Origin of the sequence: Clostridium bowmanii (assembly GCF_018861315.1) — a bacterium.
Lineage (GTDB): Bacteria > Bacillota > Clostridia > Clostridiales > Clostridiaceae > Clostridium_AD > Clostridium_AD bowmanii.
Genome location: NZ_JAHLDL010000010.1, coordinates 113,676 through 139,164, shown reverse-complemented (window position 1 = coordinate 139,164; position 25,489 = coordinate 113,676). Strand labels below are relative to the sequence as shown.

General features: G+C 32.4%; 26 protein-coding genes and 1 pseudogene. 22 read left to right on the top strand and 5 right to left on the bottom strand.

Features of this window, described 5'->3' with window-relative positions; all coding sequences use genetic code 11:
• The 4 genes and pseudogenes from KPL51_RS08945 to KPL51_RS08930 all read left to right on the top strand — a co-directional run.
• Positions 1 to 202, top strand: a pseudogene (locus KPL51_RS08945) (hypothetical protein); the annotation flags it as partial.
• A gap of 36 nt (positions 203 to 238) precedes the next feature.
• Positions 239 to 679 (top strand): family 43 glycosylhydrolase, encoded by a 441-nt coding sequence (locus KPL51_RS08940; protein WP_216159779.1) that lies wholly within the window; start codon positions 239 to 241, stop codon positions 677 to 679.
• The gene (locus KPL51_RS08935; RefSeq protein ID WP_224853769.1) at positions 679 to 1,605 is read left to right on the top strand and encodes a dihydrolipoyl dehydrogenase family protein; all 927 of its coding nucleotides are present in this window, start codon (positions 679 to 681) and stop codon (positions 1,603 to 1,605) included. The genes KPL51_RS08940 and KPL51_RS08935 overlap by 1 nt, the downstream gene beginning before the upstream one ends.
• Positions 1,598 to 1,858, top strand: coding sequence for a lipoate protein ligase C-terminal domain-containing protein (locus KPL51_RS08930; protein ID WP_216159752.1), 261 nt, complete (start codon positions 1,598 to 1,600; stop codon positions 1,856 to 1,858). Before KPL51_RS08935 ends, KPL51_RS08930 begins: the two co-directional genes overlap by 8 nt.
• Positions 1,859 to 2,088: 230 nt before the next feature.
• Here the strand turns inward: KPL51_RS08930 and KPL51_RS08925 are convergent, their stop codons facing one another.
• Together KPL51_RS08925 and KPL51_RS08920 are read right to left on the bottom strand one after the other, a co-directional pair.
• On the bottom strand, positions 2,089 to 2,667 hold the full coding sequence (locus KPL51_RS08925; RefSeq protein ID WP_216159749.1) for an HD domain-containing protein: 579 nt from the start codon (positions 2,665 to 2,667) through the stop codon (positions 2,089 to 2,091).
• An 86-nt stretch (positions 2,668 to 2,753) separates the two neighbouring features.
• On the bottom strand, positions 2,754 to 4,256 hold the full coding sequence (locus KPL51_RS08920) for a Ppx/GppA phosphatase family protein (protein ID WP_216159746.1): 1,503 nt from the start codon (positions 4,254 to 4,256) through the stop codon (positions 2,754 to 2,756).
• 214 nt (positions 4,257 to 4,470) lie between these two features.
• On the opposite strand from KPL51_RS08920, the gene KPL51_RS08915 reads away from it, so the two are divergent.
• Positions 4,471 to 6,012, top strand: coding sequence for a Ppx/GppA phosphatase family protein (locus tag KPL51_RS08915; RefSeq protein WP_216159741.1), 1,542 nt, complete (start codon positions 4,471 to 4,473; stop codon positions 6,010 to 6,012).
• A gap of 15 nt (positions 6,013 to 6,027) precedes the next feature.
• On the top strand, positions 6,028 to 8,157 hold the full coding sequence (locus tag KPL51_RS08910; RefSeq protein WP_216159738.1) for an RNA degradosome polyphosphate kinase: 2,130 nt from the start codon (positions 6,028 to 6,030) through the stop codon (positions 8,155 to 8,157).
• Positions 8,158 to 8,227: 70 nt separating this feature from the next.
• Here the strand turns inward: KPL51_RS08910 and KPL51_RS08905 are convergent, their stop codons facing one another.
• Positions 8,228 to 8,428 (bottom strand): DUF1450 domain-containing protein, encoded by a 201-nt coding sequence (locus KPL51_RS08905; RefSeq protein ID WP_216159735.1) that lies wholly within the window; start codon positions 8,426 to 8,428, stop codon positions 8,228 to 8,230.
• Positions 8,429 to 8,734: 306 nt separating this feature from the next.
• Here KPL51_RS08905 and KPL51_RS08900 point away from each other — a divergent pair, with 306 nt between their 5' ends.
• Positions 8,735 to 9,334, top strand: a complete 600-nt coding sequence (locus KPL51_RS08900; protein ID WP_216159732.1) for a hypothetical protein — start codon at positions 8,735 to 8,737, stop codon at positions 9,332 to 9,334.
• Between the two features lie 165 nt (positions 9,335 to 9,499).
• Here KPL51_RS08900 and KPL51_RS08895 read toward each other — a convergent pair whose 3' ends face one another.
• Together KPL51_RS08895 and KPL51_RS08890 are read right to left on the bottom strand one after the other, a co-directional pair.
• Positions 9,500 to 9,994, bottom strand: coding sequence for a lamin tail domain-containing protein (locus KPL51_RS08895; RefSeq protein ID WP_216159729.1), 495 nt, complete (start codon positions 9,992 to 9,994; stop codon positions 9,500 to 9,502).
• Between the two features lie 270 nt (positions 9,995 to 10,264).
• Positions 10,265 to 11,743 (bottom strand): ice-binding family protein, encoded by a 1,479-nt coding sequence (locus tag KPL51_RS08890; RefSeq protein WP_216159726.1) that lies wholly within the window; start codon positions 11,741 to 11,743, stop codon positions 10,265 to 10,267.
• Between the two features lie 547 nt (positions 11,744 to 12,290).
• On the opposite strand from KPL51_RS08890, the gene KPL51_RS08885 reads away from it, so the two are divergent.
• The 15 genes from KPL51_RS08885 (at position 12,291) to KPL51_RS08815 (ending at position 25,433) form a co-directional block, all read left to right on the top strand.
• Positions 12,291 to 13,679 carry a PhoH family protein gene (locus KPL51_RS08885; protein ID WP_216159722.1) on the top strand — a complete coding sequence of 463 codons (1,389 nt, stop codon included), beginning with the start codon at positions 12,291 to 12,293 and terminating at the stop codon, positions 13,677 to 13,679.
• Positions 13,680 to 13,701: 22 nt separating this feature from the next.
• Positions 13,702 to 14,412: a GntR family transcriptional regulator gene (locus tag KPL51_RS08880; RefSeq protein ID WP_216159719.1), complete on the top strand. Its 711-nt coding sequence runs from the start codon at positions 13,702 to 13,704 to the stop codon at positions 14,410 to 14,412.
• Positions 14,413 to 14,569: 157 nt separating this feature from the next.
• A complete protein-coding gene (gene phnG, locus KPL51_RS08875; RefSeq protein WP_216159716.1) occupies positions 14,570 to 14,992 on the top strand; it encodes a phosphonate C-P lyase system protein PhnG in 423 nt (140 codons plus the stop codon).
• A gap of 14 nt (positions 14,993 to 15,006) precedes the next feature.
• Positions 15,007 to 15,600: a phosphonate C-P lyase system protein PhnH gene (gene phnH, locus KPL51_RS08870; RefSeq protein ID WP_216159713.1), complete on the top strand. Its 594-nt coding sequence runs from the start codon at positions 15,007 to 15,009 to the stop codon at positions 15,598 to 15,600.
• A 4-nt stretch (positions 15,601 to 15,604) separates the two neighbouring features.
• Positions 15,605 to 16,726, top strand: coding sequence for a carbon-phosphorus lyase complex subunit PhnI (locus KPL51_RS08865; protein ID WP_216159710.1), 1,122 nt, complete (start codon positions 15,605 to 15,607; stop codon positions 16,724 to 16,726).
• Entirely contained in the window at positions 16,710 to 17,585 is an 876-nt protein-coding gene (locus KPL51_RS08860) for an alpha-D-ribose 1-methylphosphonate 5-phosphate C-P-lyase PhnJ (RefSeq protein ID WP_216159707.1), read from the top strand. The genes KPL51_RS08865 and KPL51_RS08860 overlap by 17 nt, the downstream gene beginning before the upstream one ends.
• Positions 17,586 to 17,592: 7 nt before the next feature.
• Positions 17,593 to 18,438, top strand: a complete 846-nt coding sequence (locus tag KPL51_RS08855) for an ATP-binding cassette domain-containing protein (RefSeq protein WP_216159703.1) — start codon at positions 17,593 to 17,595, stop codon at positions 18,436 to 18,438.
• Positions 18,439 to 18,473: 35 nt separating this feature from the next.
• Positions 18,474 to 19,652, top strand: coding sequence for a phosphonate metabolism protein PhnM (phnM, locus tag KPL51_RS08850; protein WP_216159700.1), 1,179 nt, complete (start codon positions 18,474 to 18,476; stop codon positions 19,650 to 19,652).
• Complete coding sequence (locus tag KPL51_RS08845; protein ID WP_216159697.1) at positions 19,649 to 20,278, top strand: DapH/DapD/GlmU-related protein; 630 nt, start codon at positions 19,649 to 19,651, stop codon at positions 20,276 to 20,278. Before phnM ends, KPL51_RS08845 begins: the two co-directional genes overlap by 4 nt.
• Positions 20,279 to 20,282: 4 nt before the next feature.
• Positions 20,283 to 20,978, top strand: coding sequence for a phosphonate C-P lyase system protein PhnL (locus tag KPL51_RS08840; protein ID WP_216159694.1), 696 nt, complete (start codon positions 20,283 to 20,285; stop codon positions 20,976 to 20,978).
• Entirely contained in the window at positions 20,975 to 21,808 is an 834-nt protein-coding gene (locus KPL51_RS08835) for a PHP domain-containing protein (RefSeq protein ID WP_216159691.1), read from the top strand. The genes KPL51_RS08840 and KPL51_RS08835 overlap by 4 nt, the downstream gene beginning before the upstream one ends.
• A 117-nt stretch (positions 21,809 to 21,925) precedes the next feature.
• Entirely contained in the window at positions 21,926 to 22,972 is a 1,047-nt protein-coding gene (locus tag KPL51_RS08830) for a PhnD/SsuA/transferrin family substrate-binding protein (RefSeq protein ID WP_216159688.1), read from the top strand.
• 11 nt (positions 22,973 to 22,983) lie between these two features.
• On the top strand, positions 22,984 to 23,766 hold the full coding sequence (gene phnC / locus KPL51_RS08825) for a phosphonate ABC transporter ATP-binding protein (protein ID WP_244998042.1): 783 nt from the start codon (positions 22,984 to 22,986) through the stop codon (positions 23,764 to 23,766).
• An 18-nt stretch (positions 23,767 to 23,784) separates the two neighbouring features.
• On the top strand, positions 23,785 to 24,570 hold the full coding sequence (gene phnE / locus KPL51_RS08820; protein ID WP_216159682.1) for a phosphonate ABC transporter, permease protein PhnE: 786 nt from the start codon (positions 23,785 to 23,787) through the stop codon (positions 24,568 to 24,570).
• The gene (locus tag KPL51_RS08815; RefSeq protein WP_216159679.1) at positions 24,570 to 25,433 is read left to right on the top strand and encodes a PhnE/PtxC family ABC transporter permease; all 864 of its coding nucleotides are present in this window, start codon (positions 24,570 to 24,572) and stop codon (positions 25,431 to 25,433) included. Before phnE ends, KPL51_RS08815 begins: the two co-directional genes overlap by 1 nt.
• The last annotated feature ends 56 nt before the right edge of the window (positions 25,434 to 25,489 follow it).

The window sequence follows — 25,489 nt, the reverse complement described above, 5'->3', positions numbered from 1 at the left end:
AGAAACTTTTAATAATCCTATAGTAGCTAAAAGTAGTGCCGATCCATGGGTAGTAAAAGCGGGAGGTTATTATTATTATACTTATAGCGATTGCAGTAACATAGGTATAAAAAAAGCAAAAGAACTTCAAGGTATAGGTCAAGGAGAAGAAAACATTGTTTGGATTTCGGATACAAGTACAGATTATTCTAAAGAGGTTTGAGCACCAGAACTACATTATGTCAGTGGTAGATGGTATATATATTTTGCAGCTGATGATGGAACTGTTCTTAAGGTAGATAAAGATTCCTTATATTTCGTTTGGTCAGGATGGGAAGGAGATAAAAACGGAAAGCAGAATTTATACATTGCCGCCATGAGTAATCCCTTTACTATTAGTGGAGAAAGAGTACTTATGTCTACTCCAGAATATGACTGGGAGAAGATGGGTATGCCTATAAATGAAGGACCACAGGTATTAGTAAAAGAAAAGAATATTATGATTGTCTATTCGGCCAGTGGTAGCTGGGCTGAAAATTACTGCTTAGGGTTATTAGTTAATAATTCTAAGGATATACTTAATTCCAAGAGTTGGATTAAGAAATCTCAACCTGTATTTAAGGGAACTGTTGAAAATAAAAGTTTTGGAGTAGGTCATGGTTCTTTCGTTAAATCCCCTAGTGGTAAAGACGATTGGTAGTGTATCATAGTAACGATGCCTTGTCGCTTAAGGAAGTTCCAAGGAAACTGGTAATTGTAGGCGGTGGGGTTATTGGTATGGAGTTTGCCTATATTTATGCTAGTTTTGGTGCAGAAGTTTCAGTTGTGGAGTTTATGGATCAATGCCTTATAAACTGTGATGATGATATATGCGAAGAAAACAAAAAAAGTGCAGCAAGAAAAGGGATTAACCTATATACTACTGCAAAGGTAGAAGAAATTTGCGAAGCCGAAAATAATGAATGCATAGTTCATTTTATGCAGGATGGTAAAGATAAATATATAACAGCAAATAAAGTGCTTTTATTTGTAGGAAGAACTCCTTATATAGATGGACTTGGATTAGAGAGCATAGGAATAGAATTAAACAATAATAAAAGGGGAATTAAGGTTAATTCTAAAATGCAAACTAATGTTCCTAATATATATGCTGTTGGAGATGTAAATAATATTATATTACTTACTCATGCAGCCTCGCGTCAAGGAGTTGTAGCTGCAAACAATATAATGGGAGAGCCTTGTGATATGGATTATACCGCAGTTCCTAGTGCAATTTTTACGCAGCCTGAGATTGCCATGGTGGGCATAGGTGAAAAAGCAGCAAAACTTCAGGGAATAGAAGTAGAAGTAGGCAAATTCTCATTCTCAGCTAATGGAAAAGCACTATCCTATGGAGAAAGCGATGGCTTTATTAAAATTATAAGGGATAAAAATACCCAGAGATTAATTGGTGCAAGTATTGTGGGGCTACATGCTACAGATTTAATTTCAGAGCTTACTCTAGCCATTAAAAATAACTTAACTGCAAGGGCAATAACTGAAACTATACATGCTCATACTACTACAGCAGAAGTAATTCACGAAGCAGCACTGTCACTAGAAGACGGGGCCATTCATTTTGCATAATAGTGCAATTACTAGCATAATAAAGTCTTCAAATTATGATCCATGGTATAATCTAGCCAAGGATGGATATATTGAGGATTCCAAAGTATACTCTGATGCCATGGACTATGAGGTTATTACTGAAATTTCCGAAAAAATAAAGGGAATTAAATTTGAAATGGAGTGTATTATTAATAGCATTAGAAAACTAAATCAAAATGAAATAAAAAGTCCAATTATAGAAGAAGTTATTAATTGGTTGAATGAAAAATAGCTTTAACCTAACTTTGGCTATTTCCATCATGATATAATATGTCATAAATAGAGAAGATAGATGTGCTCAAATAATTACAGGGGAATACCCAGAGTTTGTGATGCGAAATATCATGAAATTTGTTTATAGAAATTCATAAAGAATAATGGTAAAATACAAGTAAATATTTAAGGATATTTATGGGGAAATGTTAAGCATTAAAAGGCATCTACTTTTTAAGTAGATGCCTTTTAATTGCAGTCCACTAATACTTCTATATTATATATTTTTGAAAACAAATGTGATTTTTTATTAATACTTTTCATGATTATATTAGAACCCTCACCATTAATTCGAATATTTAAAGCATTGTCTTTAATTTCTACTTTTTCAAGTGAGATATTGAGATTATGTTTATGATCAAGAGCATCTGCAATTCTAAGTATAGATAATAATTTTAGAACAGTGACTTTTGGATGAAAATTCAAGGTATCATCAATAGATTTTCCATGACCACTTGTAATTAATGCTAAATTGTCTCTAAGACTCTTAGGCATATTATCAAGAAGTGGTTCATTTAAAATAATAAATTTGGTATGTTTATGATGGCTTTTTTTATTAATAAAATAGCCTATATCGTGAAGAAGTGCACTGTAACGAAGAAGATTTATTTCTTCATCTTTAAATTGATAGTATGGACTCAACGAATCTAGTAAACCCATGGCATAAATTGAGACCTTCTTTCCGTGAGATTTTATGTCAAAGGCATTATACTTATCTAATACACTAAAAAGTTCCTTTTCATTTAAATAGTTTACAATATTAAGCATGCTATTCTCCCTTAAATCTTGTTTCATATAATAAAACCTTTTAAAATATATGAAAAAATTATGGATAGCATGCTAATCTTTGATAATTATATTATTATTAATTTTTTGTTGAAAGTTTTTTTAAATGATGAGGCGCAATCAGTTGCTGCAATTACTTCTAGTATTGGGTCAGTTATAGCATCAACAGTAATGGTTACAGTATCTAACTCTATATTACAACTAATCATCTTTATATTTCCATTAACGCATCTATCTAGATTTTCACTTATACGTAATAATATGCTTAGCTTATCTATAGTATCTAGGTCTTGCTGTGTAATTAAATTTTGGTATAATTTTGAGTTTAGTTTAAATTCGTTTTTTCTGTGAAGTGCAGCTATATAGGATGCCATTAATTGTTCTTTATGAGTAAGTCCATTAATTTTAGAGTTTGCAATCATATAAGAGGAGTGCTTATGGTGGTCATTATAGCTTATTACAATTCCTATATCATGAAGCATAGCAGCTGTTTTTAATATTTTATAGGGGTTTATAGGTATGTTGATAATTGAGCTAAGTTCATTATACAAGGTCTCAGTTAGCATCCATACATGTTCTGGATGCTGAAGGTCTATCTCATAATTAAGCAAATTATTTTTAATGGAAAAATCAAGAACATCAATCAGTGGCTTCTTATTATTAAAAATATATTCATATAAAAAGCCATCTCGAAGGCCACTTCCACTAATATGGAGTTCCTCTAGAGAAAGATACTCAATTAAGGTAACTAAAACTGTAGTTGCACCAACAAAAATATCAGTTCTCTCCTTAGATAGTCCCTTGAGTTTCTTCCTTTGAGATGCATCTTTAAACTTGAATTTATCATATATAGTGATTACCTCACTGGTAGGAATTCTATAATTATTGAGATTATCTATAGGATAATTTGTTTCCTTTTTATGAAGTTTAGCGATATTTCTTATAGTACCTCCAATCCCAATTATAGGAACATTTTTAACGTTCTTTAACCAAGGAATATCTTTATAAAGTGAAACTAGGAATTCTTTAATTGCAATTTCACTTTCAGCATTCATAGTCTTTTGAAGAGAAAACTTTTCTGTAAGATTTATTGCCCCAAAAGGTAAACTTATAGAAGACTCTAATTGTCTGTTTTTTACAAAGATTAACTCTGTACTACTTCCACCAATATCAATTATAAGTGCATCAGAGAAGTCCATGCTATTTACAGCTCCAAAATAATCATAGTAAGCTTCTTCTATTCCAGTCAAAACGCGAATGTTTATAGAAAGTTCTAATTTAACACGATTTAAAAATTCTATTTGATTAGTTGCTTTGCGAACAGCTTCTGTAGCAACAGCTAAGATTTCAGTTATATTTTGAATAATACATAACCGTTTAAAGAAAGCTAAAGTATAAATAGCATTATCAATTCTAGTTGGATTTAATTCCCCGTTTTCGGTCATATCTTTTCCTAATCGGACACTTTCTTTAAGTTCATCTACTAATCTAAAAGATTTATCTTTGTTTATCTGAACAATTACTAAACGTATTGAATTTGATCCTATATCGATGATGCCTATTTTTTTCATTTAATTATGCTCCTTCTAAAGTGATTTTTCACTTAACTTATGTCTACTATAGTTAATAGTTTAAATATTTGCAAGTTCTAATAAATATGACTCTAACATTATATGTTAAATGTTGGTTAAGGTTTGGTTAAGTAGTCTATAAATTATTGTATATGAAAAACTATTATAGTAATATAAATATATGTATTAAGATTAATATACAAAGGAGATTTTTATGAACAACAAAGGAGATTTTAAAATAGTTGCGGCTATTGATGTAGGTTCTAACTATTTAAAAATGACAATTGGAGAGATAAACACACAAGGAGAAGTGAAAATTTTAGAGGATGTAGTTAAACCTACAAAAATAGGTAAAGATACATTTTCTAAGGCGAGAATTTCTGTTAAGACAATACATGAGACTTGTGACGATTTAAAAGGGTTTGTTAGGCTTATGAAGGATTATAAAATTAAATTTTATAAAGCAGTAGCCACTAGTGGTATTAGAGAAGCTGAAAACAAACAGTACGTTTTAGAACAAATAAGACTTAGAACGGGTTTAAATATAGAATCTATAAATATTGCACAGGAACAATTTTTTATGTTAAAAGCAGTTAGAAACCATTTGAATTCAATAGATATTAAAAAAACAGAACAATCTTTAATTGTGAACATCTCATCTGGGGCAGTTGAAACATCAATTTATGAAGGTGGTAAACTTAAGTTTACTGAACATGTTAAGATTGGATCTTTAAGAACAAGAGAAGTTTTATCCGATTTAGAAACAAAAACAATAAATTTTTCGCAGACTATGGAGCAGTACATAGAAAGTAGAATATATGGTCTAAAATCTCAAATTGAAAAATTTCAAATTCATAACTTTTTAGGACTAGGTGGAGAGATAGACACAATTTGCGGAATTATAAGGAAAAAGAAAGGCGTTAATAAAAAAGATTATTATATTAAAATGGAGTCAATACTATCGCTTATAGATGAAATTCGAAATATGGATAATTTTAATATTAAAACTAATTATGGGATTTCTAATAAGACGGCAGAACTTCTTCTACCTTCAATATTAATTTTTTATTGTTTTCTTAAGATGACTAAGGCAGATGGGATCGCGGTGCCTAAGCTATCGCTAAGGAAAGGTATTATATATAGTTTAGCTGATGAAATACTAAACATTTCTAGGAAAAAAGAATCAATAAATGATATTATTAGCTCTGTTTGGTATATGGGAGATAAATATCAAATTGATAAAAAACATGCTGTTTTTGTTGAAAAGTTTTCATTGGAGATTTTTGATTACACTAGGAATTTACATAAGTTAGGAGAGAGGGAACGGCTTTATTTGCAAGTTGCAGCTATTCTTCATGATGTGGGTAGCTTTATAAGTGCTAATGATCACGATTTTCATTCTTATAATATAATAAGAGCTCAGAGTATTATTGGATTTTCGGATATAGAAATTGAACTTATTGCAAGTGTAACTAGATACCATGGAGATGAGATTCCTACAAAATCTCGTAAAAGCTATAGGTACCTAAGTGATGGAGATAAAATGGTTGTATCTACTTTAGCTGCAATACTAAAACTTTCAGAAGCTTTAGATATATCGCATATTCAAAAGATAAGTGAAATGAAATTAGTAGTAACTAAGGATAGTTTGTTTTTCAATTTGGAATCCGAGGAAGAACTTATTTTAGAAGAATGGAATTTTTTAAAACATGTGGATTTCTTTGAAGAAGTTATTGGTGTAAAACCAATAATATAGAAAGGAAGGCAAGAAATGACTATTAATTCATTGCCAGATTATTTTATTAGTAGAGAAATAAGTTGGATTCAGTTTAATGAACGTGTACTTGAAGAAGCACAGGATACAACAAACCCATTATTAGAAAGGTTAAAATTTATAGCTATTGTAAGCTCAAATTTAGATGAATTTTTTATGGTTAGAGTTGGATCTTTATCTGATCAAATTACTGCTAAATTTGAAAAAAAAGACTCATCAGGACTTACTCCAAAGCAGCAAATGGAGCAAATAGGTATATTAGTACATAGACTTATTTACAATCAATTTAACTGTTACAATCGCTCATTGAAAAAAAGTCTTAAAAAAGAAAAAATCAAATTTTTAAAATTTAAGGGCTTAAGTGAAGAACAAATTAAATATATTGACAGTTATTATTCAAAAAATATTTTTCCAGTGTTAACACCTATGGTGGTTAACCAAAGCAGTCCTTTCCCATTAATAGCCAATAAAAGTTTGAACATTGCACTCCTTCTTAAGGGTGATAAAGATGAAAATATATTTGCAACAATAAAAGTACCCTCTGTTATTGATAGGCTTGTAAAAATTCCTGAGGAGGATGGAATAGCTTTTATGTTTTTAGAAGATATTATTAAAATGAATTTAAATTCTCTTTTTGGTGCACTTAAAATTATAGATGCAAGTTGTTATCGTATTACAAGAAATGCAGATATGAATTTAGATGAAGAAGGAGCAGAAGATTTGCTTGAAGCAATTGAACAATCAATAAAGCAACGCAAATGGGGTGCTGCTGTGCGTCTTGAGATAGAGAAAGGTATGAATGTTAAGCTACTTAAAAAACTTGAGATGGAGCTGGAAATCACAAAACAGCAGGAATATGTAATAAATGGTCAAATAGATTTAACTTTCCTAATGAAAATGGCTAGAATTAAGGGTTATGAAAAACTAAAATATGAGCCTATAAAACCCCAGCTTTCAAATCAGTTTTTAAAATGCAACAATATATTTGATGCAATTTCTGAAAACGACATTTTATTACATCATCCATATGAATCATTTGACCCAATCGTTGAATTGGTTAAGCAAGCGGCTATTGACCCTGATGTTCTTGCAATAAAACACACATTGTATCGTGTAAGTGGTAATTCGCCTATTATAGAAGCTTTAGCAACGGCAGCAGAAAAAGGGAAGCAAGTTACAGTGCTAGTGGAGCTTAAGGCAAGATTTGATGAAAGCAATAACATAGTTTGGGCAAAAAAATTAGAACAAGCAGGATGTCATGTTATTTATGGGCTTGTTGGACTCAAAACTCACTGCAAGGTACTTCTTGTAGTTCGACGTGAAGAATCTGGAATTAAGCGCTATGTGCATGTAGGTACAGGTAACTACAATGATGTTACAGCTAAACTGTATACAGATATTGGGCTATTTACATCAAATCCTTACTTTGGAGCAGATGCATCTGCCCTATTTAATATGTTGTCTGGAAATTCCAAGCCAACATCCTTATATAAATTTATTCTCGCACCATTACAGTTAAGAGATAGATTTTTACAAATGATATTTGAAGAAGGCGAGAATGCTAAAAATGGGAAAAAGGCTATAATTATTGCAAAAGTAAACTCATTAGTTGATATTGAAATTATTAAGGCCCTATACGAAGCTTCAAGTATGGGAGTGCAAATTAATCTAATAGTTAGGGGTATATGTTGCCTTAAACCAGGAATACCAGGAGTAAGTGAAAATATTTCAGTAAGGAGCATTGTGGGAAGATTTTTAGAACATAGTCGTATTTTTTATTTTTATAACGATGGTGAGGAAGGAATTTATTTGTCTAGTGCAGATTGGATGACTAGAAATTTAGACCGAAGAGTAGAACTTTTATTTCCAATTGAAGATAATGAGGCAAGAAACAGAGTAAAAAAAATTTTAGATATTTCACTATTAGATACAGAAAAAGCTAGAATTTTAAATAGTGATGGAATTTATACAAGGGTTGATAGAAGAGGCAAAGAACTAATTAATAGTCAGGAGAAATTTTATGATATTGCACTTCAAAACGATAATAAAAGTAAGGATAAAATCAGTCATATGAAGGAATATTGGAAAGAGAACGGCTTTGTTACAAAGGTATCTGAAAAAAACTAATTTTATAAATTCTTAAAAAGACACTATGGCAAAAATATTATACATTTTTGTCATAGTGTCTTTTTATATATTATTTATCCTCTTTCAATTTTTTAATAAGTTTCTCTACACTGTCAGCAGAAATAAATTTACCGTGAGATTTAGCAAATGGATGGTCGTGGCACAAACCACATTTGCCTAAGCATTTTTTATGTTCAAATTCCATGTTATTATCTTTCAAAGTTTTACTTATCTCTTTGTAGCTTTCACTTGATTTGCAAAGTTTTATCATTATATATCACATCCTGCTAAAATTTTTGTAAAAGATTATGTCTTAATAATATATTACCTTGTATTTGTACTTTTTGCAACCAATTAATATTTATTATTAATTAAAATAGATTATCGATTAATATGTCCATATTCCCTTAAGTATAATATATAGTACAATTACACTAAATTTAGACTTATTGGTGTCATGAAAATAATAAGCATATAAGAAAGTTTTTTATTAATAAGTATCTTAAAATAATAATGCATGATATAATAAAAACAAGCTTTAATTGTGAAATATACTAAAAAGGGGTATGGTATTTAAATGGATAAGAAAGAATATTCTAAGTTAACTTTAGAACAGAAAGTTAATTACATTAACAAAGAGATGAACGAAGGTAAGAGTTTCAATTCTACGTGTAAAGGGATATCAGTAGCAAAAGGTGGTACTTTAGCTAAGCTTAAGAAACATGGTTATAAATTAATCGATAACCAATATATTCTAAAACAAATACCAGAGAAACAAAACATAAAAGAAGGTGCGAAAGAACTTAAGCTAGATGGCGCTATAGTAGATGATCTTCAGGATGGTAAAGAGATTTTAGAGGGTACAAGCAATCTACAAAACACTGAAACTACTGTAGAGCAAATTAATGATGATGAGAGCATATCCGATAAAACGAAAAAGGTCCTAAGTAAAGAGGAAAAACCCAAGTTGAAAGCAAAGGTAGGTAGGCCCCAAAAATATAAGAAAGATCATGCTGGAAAAAACATTGATAAAAAGAAATTTACACTTGAAATAGATAAAAAAGTGTATAAAGCTTTAAAAAATAAAAAAATTGAAGAAAAGATTGCAATTAATACTTTTGTGGAAGATTTGCTTAGAAAAGCTATTGAAGATAAGTATTTTAAGAATATGGTTTAAAAAGCTATTGGATTATCACCTCAACCGTATGTGAATAGTAGTAAATATGTATAGTAATTGATGGTGGAAATCATATTTATAGCTTTAGAAAATGGGAAATGGAACTTAGTGATGCCATAATTAAATTTTTTACAATAAAAATAAACAAGGAGAGATAAATTAGATTTATCTCCCCTTGTTTATTTTAGTTGTTTGCTGCTGCTGGTGTTGGCTACTAGATATTGTTGATTGCCAAGTGCCTCCATTAGGTAATCGAATCCAAGATTTATCATATGCGCTGTTTCCATAAGTATATTTATCAATCTCTATACCTGATTTATCCAGCAACCTAACATCATCTCCAGCATTGTTAAAATATGAGTTAGTGTTCCATATAAAATAACCGTTAGCAGGAATTACTGTACCAGCAGCAATTGTATGTGGAGCTCCAACGCCACTGGAAGCATCATCAATTACATAGCCACTAATGTCAACATCTGCACTACTAGGATTATAAAGTTCAGCGAATTCACTGGTATATATTGATTGTGGGGAAGGTAGTACCTCATTTATAATTATATTTTTTGATGTTTTAGGTGGATTACCTGAGCCTACATACCAAGGAGTATTATCAACTGAAAAACCAGTTCCAGTTGATGAATAGACAATGCTTCCTTGCAAGTCTGTACGTAAGATGTCAGTATTAACAGCTTTAAGTCTATCAATACATTCTTGAGTTGGATGACCATAAGTGTTACCTATTCCGACAGAAATAACTGAAGATTTGGGACTTACTGCGGTAAGAAATGCATCAGTAGAAGATGTTGCGGACCCATGATGGCCTACTTTTAGTACGTCTGCACTAAGAGTTGATGTTTACCCCCTTAAAATATAATATATCATTGATAATTTTGTTTATAAAGAGTTGGTGTACAACTACCATTTTTTAAGTCAGTTAGATCTAGCTTGATCACCCCCGTCTGTATCAACATTTAGGATAGCTGGGATTGGTGTGGTAGAATTGACGCCATTTGTAATAGTATTGGTGTCTAATGTTACTGCGCCATTCCGGGCTAACAACTGTCCTAATACCGTGGCACCAGTATTCGATGTTATGGATGTTAATGCTAAGACGTGTCCCACAATATGAGAGTTTGTTCCTAAGGTCGCAGAGCTTCCGACATTCCAAATAGTTTGACAGAATCTAGCGTTGTTTAGGAGGTTAACATTACTTCCTGATGCGGTGATGAGAGTGGAGGCAGTTTTAAATATGAAGACGGCATTGGGGTCACCCTGTGCGTCCAGTGTGAGAGTACCGGTTATTTGGAAAGTGCCATCTGCTGAATCGTAAGTTCCGGGAGTCAAGGTAGTCCCACCAAGCTGTGTTGGAATGCGAGTGACAGACGTTCGCTCATCTGCATCGTTATATGCAGCAACAAGATCATTTTTGGCCGCGAGTGCCTCTGCATCAGCCAGTTGTACATCTCCACTTATTGATGTACTCTCTTGCCCAGTGAAAGCAGTACCTGGAAATAAACCTACTTTTCCGTTAGCAATTCCGTCTATTGAGGTCTTTCCGGTATTGGTAATTGTGGTACCAGCCAAAACCGCAAATTTGGATGTTGTTCCAAGGTCTACTCTCTTTTTGTTTTCCATATTTTTTCTAATTGTTTTGGTGTCTTGCTTTATTGTGTCAGTTGTATTTGTGATTGTATTAGAGTCTAGCGTGACTGCTCCATTACGTGCCATCAATTGACCTTGTACTGTTGCATCGGTATTTGCAGTTATGGATGTTAATGCTAAAATGCTTCCTGCAAAATGGGAGCTTGTCCCTAATGTTGCGGAGCTTCCTACCTTCCAAGTTATTTGAGAGGAGCGAGCATTGTGTGCCAAGTTAACACTACTTCCTGATGCTGTTATTAGTGTGGAGGCGGTCTTAAATATGAAGACTGCATTGGGGTCACCCTGGGCGTCTAGTGTGAGAGTACCTGTTATCTCGAAAGTGCCATCAGCTGAATCATAAGTACCAGGAGTCAGGGTAGTACCGCCAAGTTCAGTGGGAATGCGATTGATAGACTTCCGATTGTCTGCATCATTATATGCCATTACAAGGTCGTTTTTAGCCAAAAGTGCGTCTGCATCAGCAAGTTTTACATCACCATTTACTGATGTGCTCTCCTGCCCAGTGAACGAAGTACCTGGAAACAGACCGACTTTCCCGCTATCTTTTCCGTTGATTGTGGTTGTTCCTGCATTAGTAATTGTCGTCCCAGCTAAAACCGCAAAATTTGAGGTTGATCCTAGATTTACACTCTGCCCCGCGGACACAATTGTTGTAGGTGCTATTAGAACAACTAATATTAAGGGTGTTAGTAATAAAAATTTAAATCTCATCTCAGTAAGTATTTTTATAAATTTAAGTATTTTCATAAATTTATTTAATCCTCCCTATTTCAATTTATTTTTCATTCGTGTTTATAAATTCAACGGTAACTTTGAAGCCTCCCATCTTGTATATTTTTTTATATAAAACTAACAAATGAGTTATAAAAAACATTGTGGTTAAGTAATATGGTTGTAATAATTTTAGAATATATTGTGGTGATTACCATAATATTCATTATACTAATTAACTATATACCTCTTTTGGATAAATTTCATACTTGTTAATGAAGTTTAACATGATTGTATAAATTTTAACGATGTAAAATTATTGAATATTTATCATAGTATTTATGTAGTGAAAATTTAGAGTAGTGGCTATTGGTGCTTATTTTGCTGAAGATTCTAGCACTAAAAAAGAGTATCTACCTTGTTATATACTGTTAAGATTTATATGAATAATGTAAAGAGTAAGTTAATTCTATGATGTTCAATTATATCTATGATATAGTTGAACTAGACATAAATAATTATTAAGGAGGTGAGACTTTATTAAACAAAGTCACCTTTTTAGCTTTGTTTAATAAGGATAACAATGATTAAAAACTACATTATTGACACAAATGTAATGGTTCACGATCCTGATTTTATTTATAATTTTGAAGATAATAATATCATTATTCCAATAATATGTATAGAAGAGTTAGATAACCTTAAAAAAAGAGAAGGTATAGTAGGATATAATGCAAGAAATGCGGCCAGAGCATTAAATAACCTTAGAAAATTTGGAGATTTACATCAGGGTATCAAGCTAGAAAAAGGCGGAACAATAAGAATTGAGTTAAATAATAGTGATACAAGCTGCTTGCCTAATGGCTTTGATTTCACTAAAAATGATACAAAGATATTAGCAATAACAAAAAATATTGCTGATAGTGATAAATCAATTTCTACAATATTGGTTACAAAAGATTTGTACATGGCTATAAAAAGTGATGCTCTAGAAATAGTTACACAAGATTATCAAAATGATAAGGTAACTGCTGATGAGTTATATAAAGGGCATAGAAAAATTACACTTTCTTCTGAACAAATGGGCAAAATCGAAAAGGGAGGAATTCCTGTACCTAGCGACTTTGACTTTACTTTATATCCCAATGAATTTCTAGATATTACAAGTTCTTCTGATAATGGTTATGAAGTAATTGGAAGATTTAACGGTAAGGAAATAGTACCTCTAAAATATGTGGATGATGTGGTTTTTGGACTAACTCCAATTAATAAAGAGCAAAAAATGGCATTTGAGTTACTAATGGATCCAACCATAGATTTAGTAACAATTTCTGGCGGAGCTGGATCAGGAAAGACAATTCTTTCAACTGCAGTTGCCCTTCGAAAGGTAATAGAACAAGGAATATTTAGAAGAGTAATTTTTGTTAAACCGGTTGTACCTGCAGGAGATGATATTGGGTTTTTACCTGGTACAGAGGAAGAAAAATTAAAACCTTGGATGGGAAGTTTTTACGATTCAATAGAAAATTTAATAGATTTAAAAAATAAAAGTAAGAAAAAAAATGATAAAAGTAAAAAGATTAAAAAAATTGATGAACATGAAGTTAAAAAAACTGAGGTATCAGTAAGTGACTTTATTGATAAATTCCGCAAAAGCGGGGTAATAGAAACTAAAACCTTTACATATATGAGAGGAAGAACACTTTCAGATGCATTGGTTATAGTTGATGAATCACAGCAAACCACACCTCATCTGGCAAAGCTTATGCTTACAAGAGCTGGCTTTGGGTCTAAATTTGTGTTTATAGGTGATCCATCGGATAATCAAATTGATAATACCTTGGTTGATGAAAAATCCAATGGACTAGTTTATACTATTGAAAAAATGAAACCTTTCGCGATTACAGGACATGTAACTTTAGAACAAGTAGAGAGAAGCCCCTTGTCTAAATTAGCTGAAAAGTCTATGTAGAAAAACTTTAGGGGGGCAATCAATGAAAAATGGTATAGAAACTGAGATTTTTGATAAATTACTTTATGATATTAATGTAGGCAATTACAAAGTAAATGATAAGCTTCCTTCAGAAAATGAGATTGCGGATATGCATCATGTACCAAGAATCGTAGCAAGAAAAGTATATGAGGAGTTAGAAGAACTTGGGTATATATATACTCAAAGAGGTAAAGGTAGATATCTTAATGAAAGATATTATGAAATAGAACTTGTTCTTTTTGGAAAAGAAAGTTTTAGTACTAAAATGAAATCTAAAGGCTATAAGCTCATAACAAAAAATATAGATTTTGAGAAGATTAAATATAGCGAGAAAATTTTTAATAAATTGGGTGTGACTAAAGACGATGAAGTATTTAAAATAGCTAGACTAAGAATTGTTGAGGGAAGGTCTGTTGCTATTCATACGTCTTATGTTTCTAAATCAGTATTTAATGATATTGATAAATATGGAAATTCGATACTATCTATGTTTGAATATTACAAGCAACATGGTTACAATAGCTTTAAATCATCTATAAGTGTGTTAAGTATTTCTATTCCGTCTAGTGAAGAAAGGAAGAACTTAGAATGTTCTAAACTAATACCGGTTATAATATTGGAGACTGATTGTATTGATACTGATAGCAAAGTTGTATTAGAGTACACAAAGATATTATATAGAGGAGACTGCTTTAAATACAATTTAATGTAACAAGATCGCTGATTAAAAAACAGTGGTCTTTTTTTATTTTTACTTATAAGTTGCACAAAGACTTAACATACTTTACGGAGACTTAATGCTATGCAACTTGGCAACAAGATATAATAAAATTGTAAGGAAATGAAGAAAAATGTATAGGGGTGATTATTTGAACAGGCGGAAAAGAACAGAGATTTTAATTAAAGGAAATCCTAACATCGCGGAAAAATTAGCTCTAGAAATAGAAAGTAGTTATAAAGTTAGCATAATTCAAGAGCCAGAGTATTGCCTTGTCATGGTGAAAATGAGAGAAACTGCACAAAGATCACTATTTTATCTAGGTGAAGTATTGGCCACGGAAACAAAGGTACAAATTCTAGATAAAATTGGTATTGGAATAGTAAATGATAATAAACCTGAACTTTCCTATTGGCTTGCAGTGATAGATGCTGCATATAGTGCAAAGCTAGCTGAAATTAAAACATGGGGAGATATACTACAAAAGGAAGAACAAAAGATAAATGAGGAAAGATTGATTAAAGAGTCAAAAATACTTATGACAAAAGTAAATTTTGACACTATGGATGTGTGATAGGAGATGATCGTATGAAACTGGATTTAATTCATGATATACAATCGGTATATCGAAAAACCTTAAATTGTATGGCAAGGCCAGGAACAATAGATTGCATCCAGGAAGAGAGCAAAAAACTAGATATTAATGTGAATTTTAATAAATCTACCATGATATTAATGCTAATGCTTTTAGATGGAGAGGTTAGCTATAAAATTATTTCACGCAGAGAAGAAGAGATAACAAGGATTGTTAATCAAATGACATTTGCAAATCACTCAGAAACAAAAGACGCTGATTTCATATTTATTTTAAGTGATGCAACACCTGAAAAAATTAATGCTACTGTTAGAGATTCAAAGTTAGGTGACCTGATTAATCCACATAAATCTGCTACCATTATTTTTGAATCAGAAGGTTTATCAAAAGAGAAAGAATTTACGTTAAAAGGGCCGGGAATAGAAGAGGTAAGTTACGCAAGAATACAGGCCAAGGGTAATTGGCTAGAGGAAAGAGATAAAGTGAATAATGAGTACCCAGTTGGAATAGATATAATTTTTATAGATGAGGAATCAAATATAATGTGTCTTCCAAGAACGACGCAAATTTCAAAGCAGGTGATGTAAACATATGGGATATATAGCGGTAAAAGGTGGCAGTATAGCCATTGAAGAATCTATAAGAAGACTTAAATATGAAAGATTAAAAGAAAAAACAGTGCTTAAAATTGAAGATATAAATGGTGGGCTTAGAGGTCTCATTGATCAGGTAATGTCTGAGAGTAGTATTTATTCAAAAGAACTGGCCTCTATTGCAATAAAGCAATCAGAAGGAAATTTAGAGGAAGCTGTGTTTTTGCTTCGCGCATATAGGTCCACCTTACCAAGAAAGCACTACACAAGAATTGTGGATTCTTCGGTAATGTTTACAGAAAGAAGAATTTCAGCCAGTTTTAAAGATGTACCAGGAGGACAAATATTAGGATCAACTTATGATTACACACATAGACTTATCGATTTTGATTTAGTAGATGAAACAAGTGAAGATGGTATTAATTGGGTAAATGATTTTGAAAAACCAGTAGCCCACAGTTCCGATGAAGCGGATTTGTCGCATTTGCCTAAGGTACTCGAATACCTTAGAAAAGAAGGCCTTATAGAAGATTTTTCTAATAATGATGAGATCCCAATTGATATAACAAAAAAGAGCATAGAGTTTCCTACTACAAGAAGTGAAAGATTACAGATACTCACTAGAGGTCAGACTGGAACGGTTACTTCACTAGGATATGCGGCATTAAGGGCCTATGGTGCACTACATCCCACTGTTGGAGAACTTAGAGTTGGAATGATTCCACTATACATTGATAATCCTTTAAAAGACTCTAGGGATGATAAAGACGAGTATTATATTGGAGAAATAAAAATTACAGAAGTAGAAACATTTATACCTAGAACTATTGAAAAAAAGGTTGGCATTAAAGAAATAAGGTTTGACATAGGCTATGGAATTTGTTATGGACAGAATGAAACCAAGGCAATTGCCATGAGCATACTAGAGCAATGTTTGGAAGCTAAAGATAAAAAATATCCTACGCAGGACGAAGAATTTGTATTGCTTCATATAGATTCAGTAGAATCTTCAGGTTTTATATCTCATCTTAAATTGCCTCACTATGTAACTTTTCAGTCAAAACTTGATAGTATGAGAAAAATACGCACAGGAGGGGCTGAAAATGAAAATAAAGTATAACTTTGCATTCTTTGATGAGGGATCAAAAAGAGAAATAAGAAGAGCTACATTAAAGGCTGTTTCAATACCTGGATATCAAGTGCCTTTTGCATCAAGAGAAATGCCCATAGGTAGAGGCTGGGGCACAGGTGGATTACAGCTTACATTGTCCTTAATTGGTAAAAAAGATGTACTAAAGGTAATAGACCAAGGATCGGATGAATCAGTAAACGCGGTGAATATTAAAAAACTCATTAATAGGACTACAGGTGTTACAACTACTGATAACACACATGAAGCAAGCTTAATTCAATCAAGACATAGAATACCTGAAGTTCCACTAGAAGAAAATCAAATACTAGTACTTCAAGTACCACTACCTGAGCCACTAAGAGCTGTGCAGCCAAGCGAATATGTTACAAAAAGGCTTCATGCTGAAAATGAATATAGTGGTGCCTGGCTTATGCTTTTTGAACAAATAGTTAAATTTGGAAAAGTCTCAACTGGCGCAGATCATCCTGTGCTTGTTCATGATAGATATGTTATGGCACCAAGTCCAATACCTCGTTTTGATAATCCGAAAATGAATTATTCAAAGGCATTAATATTACTAGGGGCTGGAAGAGAAAAGAAGGTTTATGCTGTTCCACCTTATACAAAAGTTAAATCACTTGCTTTCGAGGATTATCCTTTTGAAGTTGAGGATGTTCATAGTAAAAAATGTAGATTATGTGGAAGTTCAGGGGCGTATATGGATGAAATAATTGATGCTAAGACGGGAGAAACTTCTTTTCAATGTAATGATACAAGTTATTGTTTGTCAAAATTAAATAATCAATCAGTGTTAAAGGCAAGTGCACTAGATATAAATAGGTGGTGATTTATAAATGGAAGACTTTGAACAACCAATAATATCTGTAAGAAATTTAAGCAAGCAGTTTGGAGAGGGATGTAGTAGTTGCGAAGGTAATAATACGGATATGCAAAAGGGGAACTATTGCGAGGAATGTGGAACGGTATATGCTTGCAAAGATATTTCTTTTGACCTTTATAGTGGCGAAATTCTTGGAGTAGTCGGAGAAAGTGGTAGTGGTAAATCTACTATGATGAGCTGCTTATATTTTGATCAAGAGGTATCCAAAGGGGAGGCTTATATAAGCAGCTATAAGAGCGGAGGCACTAGCATATTTTCTGAGTCACCACAACAAAAGAGGTATATAAGAAACAATGTACTTGGGAAAGTATATCAAAATCCAATAGATGGTCTTAAGATGAATTTTTCTTCCATAGGGAATATTGCAGAAAAGTTAATAGCTGCAGGTTATAAAAATGTAGGATATATGGAGAGGCGAGGGAGCGAGCTACTAGAACATGTAAACATTCCTCTATTTAGGATGAAGGAGGCACCAATAAATTTTTCTGGTGGAATGCAACAAAGAGTACAAATTGCTAAAGCACTATCTAATAACCCTCCCATATTATTGTTAGATGAAGTCACAACAGGGCTGGATTTGTCGGTACAGGCAAATGTGCTTGATTTAATAAAAGTAATCCAAAGGGAGCTTGGGATAAGCATGATTATTGTGTCTCATGACCTTTCAGTTATACGAATGCTAGCGGACAGGACCATTGTAATGCTAGATGGAAAAATAGTTGAACAGGGACTTACGGATCAAATACTAGAGGACCCACAAAATGCATATACCCAGCAGCTTGTATACTCAATGATTTAATATGTATTAATTTTATATTGTTAGGAGGTTTTAAGGTGTATTTAATAACTAATGGCCAAATTGTTACTGAAAATGAAATATTACAGGGATATGATCTCCTTATAAAAGATGACCTAATTTCCAAAATTGCACCCCATGGAGAAATAATAAACGGTGGATTTGAGGAGATAATTGATGCTAGAGAAGGCTTTGTTGCTCCGGGGTTTATAGATATACATTCGGATTATATTGAGGGCATGTCATCTCCAAGACCTACAGCTATGATTGACTTTAATCTTAGCATGAGGGAAACCGAGAAAATACTTGTTAATCACGGTATTACAACTATGTTTCATTCTCTATCGCTATGGGAGAATGATGAATTTTCCCACAAACCAATACGCTCTACAGAAAATGTGAAAAAATTTGTTGAGGTAATTCAAAATACTCATGGTAAAAAACATTTAATACGTCACCGCTTTCATGCAAGGCTTGAAATAGATAATACTTCCGCTGTAGAAGGCTTGAAAAATTATATAGCCCAGGATAAAGTACATCTAATTTCCTTTATGGACCACACACCAGGTCAGGGACAATATAAAAACATAGAAATCTATAAAAACACACTTAGAGGATACAAGGATTTTACTGATTGTGAACTAGACTCAGTTATGGAACATCATGGAACTAAAGAAAAACTTACTATTGATATGCTTAAGGAGCTAGCAGAACTTGCTAAAGAAAAACATATACCTATAGCCTCTCATGATGATGATAGCGATGAAAAATTAGAACTTGTGCAAAACCTTGGAGCTACAATAAGTGAATTCCCAATAACACTTGAAATTGCAAGAAAAGCTAAGGAAAGAGGTTTATTTACTATTGCAGGAGCTCCAAATATATTACTAGGAGGTTCTCATACAGGCAATTTATCTGCAGCAGAGGCTATAGCAAATGATACTATTGATATTTTGTGCAGTGATTACTATCCTGCAGCAATGCTTCACGCTGTATTTATACTTCATGAAAAATATAATGAGAATCTAAATCATATGTTTAACTTGGTTACTATAAATCCAGCAAGAGCTGTGAATATGGACCGAGATATTGGATCAATAAAAGAGGGTAAGAAAGCAGATATAATCATAATAGAGAAAATTGACGTTGATTTTCCAGTTATAACTTCGGTTTTTGTTGATGGAAAATTAGTATCAATAATAGATTACAGGGTATGATCATGGAAAAGAAAATACTTACAGAGGAGCCACAAGTTCATGAAAATTGTGAACTTACAAATTCAAAGCTTGGACAGTATACCGAAGTTGGAATTTTTAATTTCTTTGAAAATGTAACACTTGATGATTATTCTTATACCGGTCAATTTTGTTTTGTTCAAAATGCAGAAATAGGTAAATTCTCCAATATAGCAGCAATGGTTAGAATAGGTCCTACAGACCATCCTATTGATAGACCAACCCTTCATCATTTTACTTACAGAAGAGAATTGTATGGATTTGAAAGCGGCCAGGATGTTGAATTTTTCAAAAATAGGGCAAGCATAAAAACATATATAGGTCATGATACTTGGATAGGTCATGGAGCTATAATAATGCCTGGTGTTACTATAGGGAATGGAGCAATAGTAGGTAGTGGAGCTGTTGTAACCAAAGATGTAGCACCTTATACCATTGTAGCTGGTGTTCCAGCAAAACCTATTCGAAAAAGATTTAGTGAGGATATTATTTTTAAGCTTGCACAAATAAAATGGTGGGACTGGTCGTATGCGAAAATAAAAGAGGATTTTAATGACTTTCTACTTGATATTGATAGTTTTATACTTAAAAATTATGAAAAGAGATGATATTATGAGCTATTTATTAAAAATTGAAAATTTAGGTAAATCATTTACTCTCCATAATTTACATAAGCACATAAAGTCATGTGAGGGTATTAATATAGAATTAAAGGAAGCCGAATTCATAGGTATAACTGGAAGAAGTGGTAGTGGTAAATCTACTATATTAAAGTGTATTTATAGAACTTATTTGCCAGAGGGTGGCGACATATGGTATAGCTCAAAGAAGTTTGGTCTAATAAACATTTCAAAGGCTACTGAAAGAGAAATTATACATCTTAGAAAATATGAAATAGGGTACGTATCTCAGTTTTTAAATGTAATGCCAAGGACTACAGCGAAACAGATAGTAGAAAGGGCAGTACTCGAAATGGGTTTTGACTTAGAGTATGCATCCACACAGGCTGAGAAAATGCTCCTACATTTTGAACTGGGAAGGGATCTTTGGGATAGCTATCCAAATACATTTTCAGGAGGGGAAAAGCTACGTTTAAATATTGCAAAAGCAATGGTAAAGCGTCCAAGACTGCTACTTTTAGATGAGCCTACAGCAAGTCTTGATAGTGTTTCAAAAGCGAAGGTAAGAGTATTAATACAGCAGCTTAAAGGTGAAGGAACTACAATGCTTGGAATTTTTCATGATATTGATTTTATGGAAGGGCTCTGCGACAAAATATATAATATGGAGGCTGGAGAATTAATATGAAAGCAGATTTTCATGTTCACACAACTATGTCTGATGGATCAATGAACTTTGACGAAGTAATAAGCATGGCTATTTCAAATGAAGTTACTCATTTAGGAATTACAAATCATGACACTGTAAAGGGGCTTTCGGAAGCTATAATTGCAGGAGAAAAAGCTGGGATAAAAATAGTTCCAGGCATAGAGATATCAGCTTTTGACTTTGAAACTGGAAGAAAAATTCACATTTTAGGCTTTAACTTTAATCTTGAAGCTGCAAATATTAAAAAACTTTGTGACCCCATTTTAGAGAGAAGACATAATAATTCACTTTGGCAAATTGGTGAACTTAAAAAAAATGGGTATATATTTAATATAGATAATATTTATTCTAGAGCCAAAAGTAGTGAGGTGATTTATAAGCAGCATATTATGGCAGAGCTAACGGAGGCTGATTATAGTTCTAAAGTATATTCAGATTTATATAAAAAGCTATTTAAAGGTGATGGAATATGCGCAAGGGACATTGAATATGTTGATGCCACAGACGCAGTAAGGGCAATAAAAGAAGATGGAGGGATTGCAATCCTCGCGCATCCGGGACAACTTGATTCATATAGTTCTATTGATAAGCTTGTTATAGCAGGACTGGATGGGATTGAACTGTATCATGAGGACCATGGACAGGAAGATTACATAAAGGTAATGCAATATTGCAGGATACATTATTTAATTACTACAGGTGGAAGTGATTTTCACGGAAGTTATGGAAGTTCTGCAAAAATAGGACAAAAAACTAGCGCTGAGGAGTTTATACATGCATTTGATTATGGAATAAATTACAAAAAATAAACAAATTTGAAATTTAACTTTTAATTAACAATCATATAATAAGCTATTAACTTTAATGAATTATCATTAACATATAGTATAAAAATAAAATCTATTTTAAATTGAGAGGGGCAAATTATGAAAAAAATATTATTACTTTTAACAAGCATGGTTCTTTCTGTTTCAGTTTTTGCAGGATGTTCTAGTGCAAGTGGTGCTATTGGTAGCAAAATAAAAGATTATGACAAAATAACGATGATTTGGTATCCTAATGAATCTGCTGATGCTTTTAAGGAAACTCGTGATGAATTATGTAAAATCATTGAAACAGCAACAGGGAAAAAGGTTGATCAAAAGACTACAACAGATTATTCTATTGCTATTGAAGCTATAGCAAGCGGTAACGGACAAATAGCATTCATGGGTGGACAGGGTTATGTAGAAGCTAATAAAAAAAATCCTAAGGTTTTACCTCTGGTTGTAAACACCGGTAAATCAGGTACTTTAGATGATGCTATTTATCATAGCTGGCTTGCAGTTAATAAAGGAACTGAAAGTCAGTACCAAAAAGATGGAAAGTATACAATGGATAATATTCAGGGTAAAAAATTCTCTTTTGTCTCCAATAGTTCCACTTCAGGTTTTAAAGTTCCGACTACTAACATAATTAAATACTTTTCTTCTCAAGATAAGTGGAAGAACTTAACGGCGGATGATTTAATAGAAGGTGGATCTGATAAGTTCTTTAGTGAGGTGTTATTTGGACAATCACATCAAGGAGCTGCAGCTAATCTTCTAAACAAAAAAGCGGATATAGCAGCATTTTGTGATACTTCTATAGCTCCATATGTCAAGGTTAAAACAGGAGAAGAAAACACTGTAGGTGCGATTTATAATATAAAGGCTGATGCTTCAGATCCATTCACTAATTTGGTTGGTAAGGAATTTGTACTTATAAATGTTACTCCAGTACTTAACGGACCTTTTGCTATAAATACAAGTACACTCAAACAAGAGGATATAGACAAAATAAAGGCTGCGTTTACAGCAGATTCTACTACAAACAATAAGAAAATATTTTATATAAAGGGTGAAACTAAAGGATTAATTGAAAAAACGAAGGATGAACATTTTGTTTCAGTTGAGGATGCTTGGTATGACCCAATTAGACAACTATCAAAATAGACATTAAAATTATGGAAGGGGGAGCTGCAGTGGTAATTCTAGAGGTGAAAAATCTGTCTAAAGATTATAAGGGCGGTACTAAGGCATTAACAGACGTTAGCTTCTCTGTGAACGAAGGAGAGTTTGTTTCAATTATAGGCCCATCAGGAGCAGGAAAATCAACTCTTCTTCGTTGCATTAATAGAATGATTGATGCATCACAGGGTGAAGTGAATTTTAATGGTGTTAGTGTTAGAAGTTTAAATAAAAAAGATTTAAGAAAACATAGAACAAAGATAGGTATGATATTTCAGCATTATAATTTAGTTAATAGACTCAGTGTATTTCAAAACATACTTCACGGAAGGCTTGGATATAAATCAACACTAGCAGGAGTATTTGGGAGATATGATGAGGAAGAAAAAAATCAAGCTGTTGAACTCATAAATAAATTAGGACTTCAAGAAGAAGCTTACAAAAGATGTGATCAACTTAGTGGAGGTCAAAAGCAAAGGGTAGGAATAGCAAGAGCATTAATCCAAAAACCTAAAATGGTGCTATGTGATGAACCTATTTCATCCCTAGATCCAAGTGCTGCAAAAATAATTATGGATCATCTTAAAAATATAAATAAGGAGATGGGAATAACTTGTATATTCAATCTTCATCAAGTTGATGTGGCACAAAAATATTCAGACAGAATAATAGGAGTGAATGCAGGCAGAGTTATATTTAATGGAACACCGGATGAACTTACAAAAGATAAAATACATGAAATATATGGTTCAGAATCTGGTAGTTTGATTACAGACTAGGCTTAGGAGGTAAAATTAATGGAGTTTAAAATAATAAAAAAAGACAGAAAAAAGTCCTATATGTCTTTAGGAATAATAGTAATTATAACTTTAGTAGCAATGAATATAACAAAGTATGATCCAATACTTGGTTTTACGTCTATTCCTAAGGCGATATTTTGGGCAGGCTCTAATTTTTATCCTACTGTGGAATCTCTAAGCAAACTTCCCACCATAATGAGTAAGATGAAGGAAACAATTTTTCTATCTATAGCTGCAACTACCACTGCTAGTTTTTTTGCAATATTTCTCAGCTTATTTGGATCTAAAACTACTAATACAAATAGGGTGCTCAGTGCTATAGCCAGAGTAATAGCTTCTATATTCAGAAATATTCCAGATGTAGTATGGGCAATGATATTATTATTTTCCTTTGGGCAAAATGCTATGACTGGATATTTGGCACTTTTTTTTACAACATTCGGGTTTTTAACAAGAGCATTTATAGAGACTATAGACGAGGCAAGCTCAGAATGTGTGGAAGCGCTAGAAGCTACAGGCTCAAATATTTTTCAAACAGTTTCACAGGCAATTCTCCCATCAAGTGCACCTCAATTAATCAGCTGGATACTTTTTATGATAGAAACTAATATTAGAAGTGCAACTCTTATAGGATTACTTACTGGTACTGGTATTGGGTTTACCTTTAGCATGTATTATAAAGGTATGAATTACAATGCAGCTAGCCTTGCACTTATTTTTATAGTTGTATCTGTATTAGTAATTGAAATTATATCAAATTATATTAGAAGGGTGATTTTATAATGAGAGATGTAGCTGATTTGAGTATTGATACTCATAAAAGATATTATATTGAACATAAAAAAGATGGTAGAATAAAAACTAAAGCGGTTGGCAATTCTAGTGGAATAATAAATATAACTATAGTCACTCTAATACTTCTAACGATTTATGGATTTTTAACCTTTGATTATAAAGACTTAAACCTGGCAACAGCTATAGTCCAAACATTGCAAAATTTAAAAGTAATGTTTTTAAAGCCAAGTTTAACACATTTTACATTTATGCAAGGCATTAATGCTGTAATAATAACTATGTCACTTGCATTTTTAACCACACTACTCGGAGCCGCTATAGCAATTGTTTTGGGCCTATTTGCTGCAAAAAATTTATCCAACATACATGTTTCTAATTCAATAAAAGGATTTGTTGCATTTATAAGGGCGATACCAACAGTAATATGGGTTTTAATATTTGCAATATCTGCAGGACTTGGGAGTGTAGCTGCTATAGTAGGATTAACCTTTCATTCCACAGCATATTTAACAAAAGCCTATTCAGAATCTTATGAAGAAATTGATGAAGGAGTTATAGAAGCATTAAAGGCCAGTGGTGCAAGCTTTTGGCAGATCGTTTTTCAGGCAATTATCCCTTCAACTAGAAATTATCTTCTTTCATGGACTTTCATGAGATTTGAAATCAACTTTACAAATGCAGTAGCCATGGGAGCAGCTGCAGGCGCTGGAGGCATTGGATATGAATTATTTATGGCAGGTAGTTTTTATTTTAATGTATCAGAGGTTGGATTTATTTCATATTTACTAGTGGGATTTGCTATTATTTTGGAATTTATATCAAATAGGTTAAAAAATAATCAACTTGCTTAATAGATTTATGGTTAAATTATATTTTGCATAGGATAAAAATAAAACTGTTATTGCAT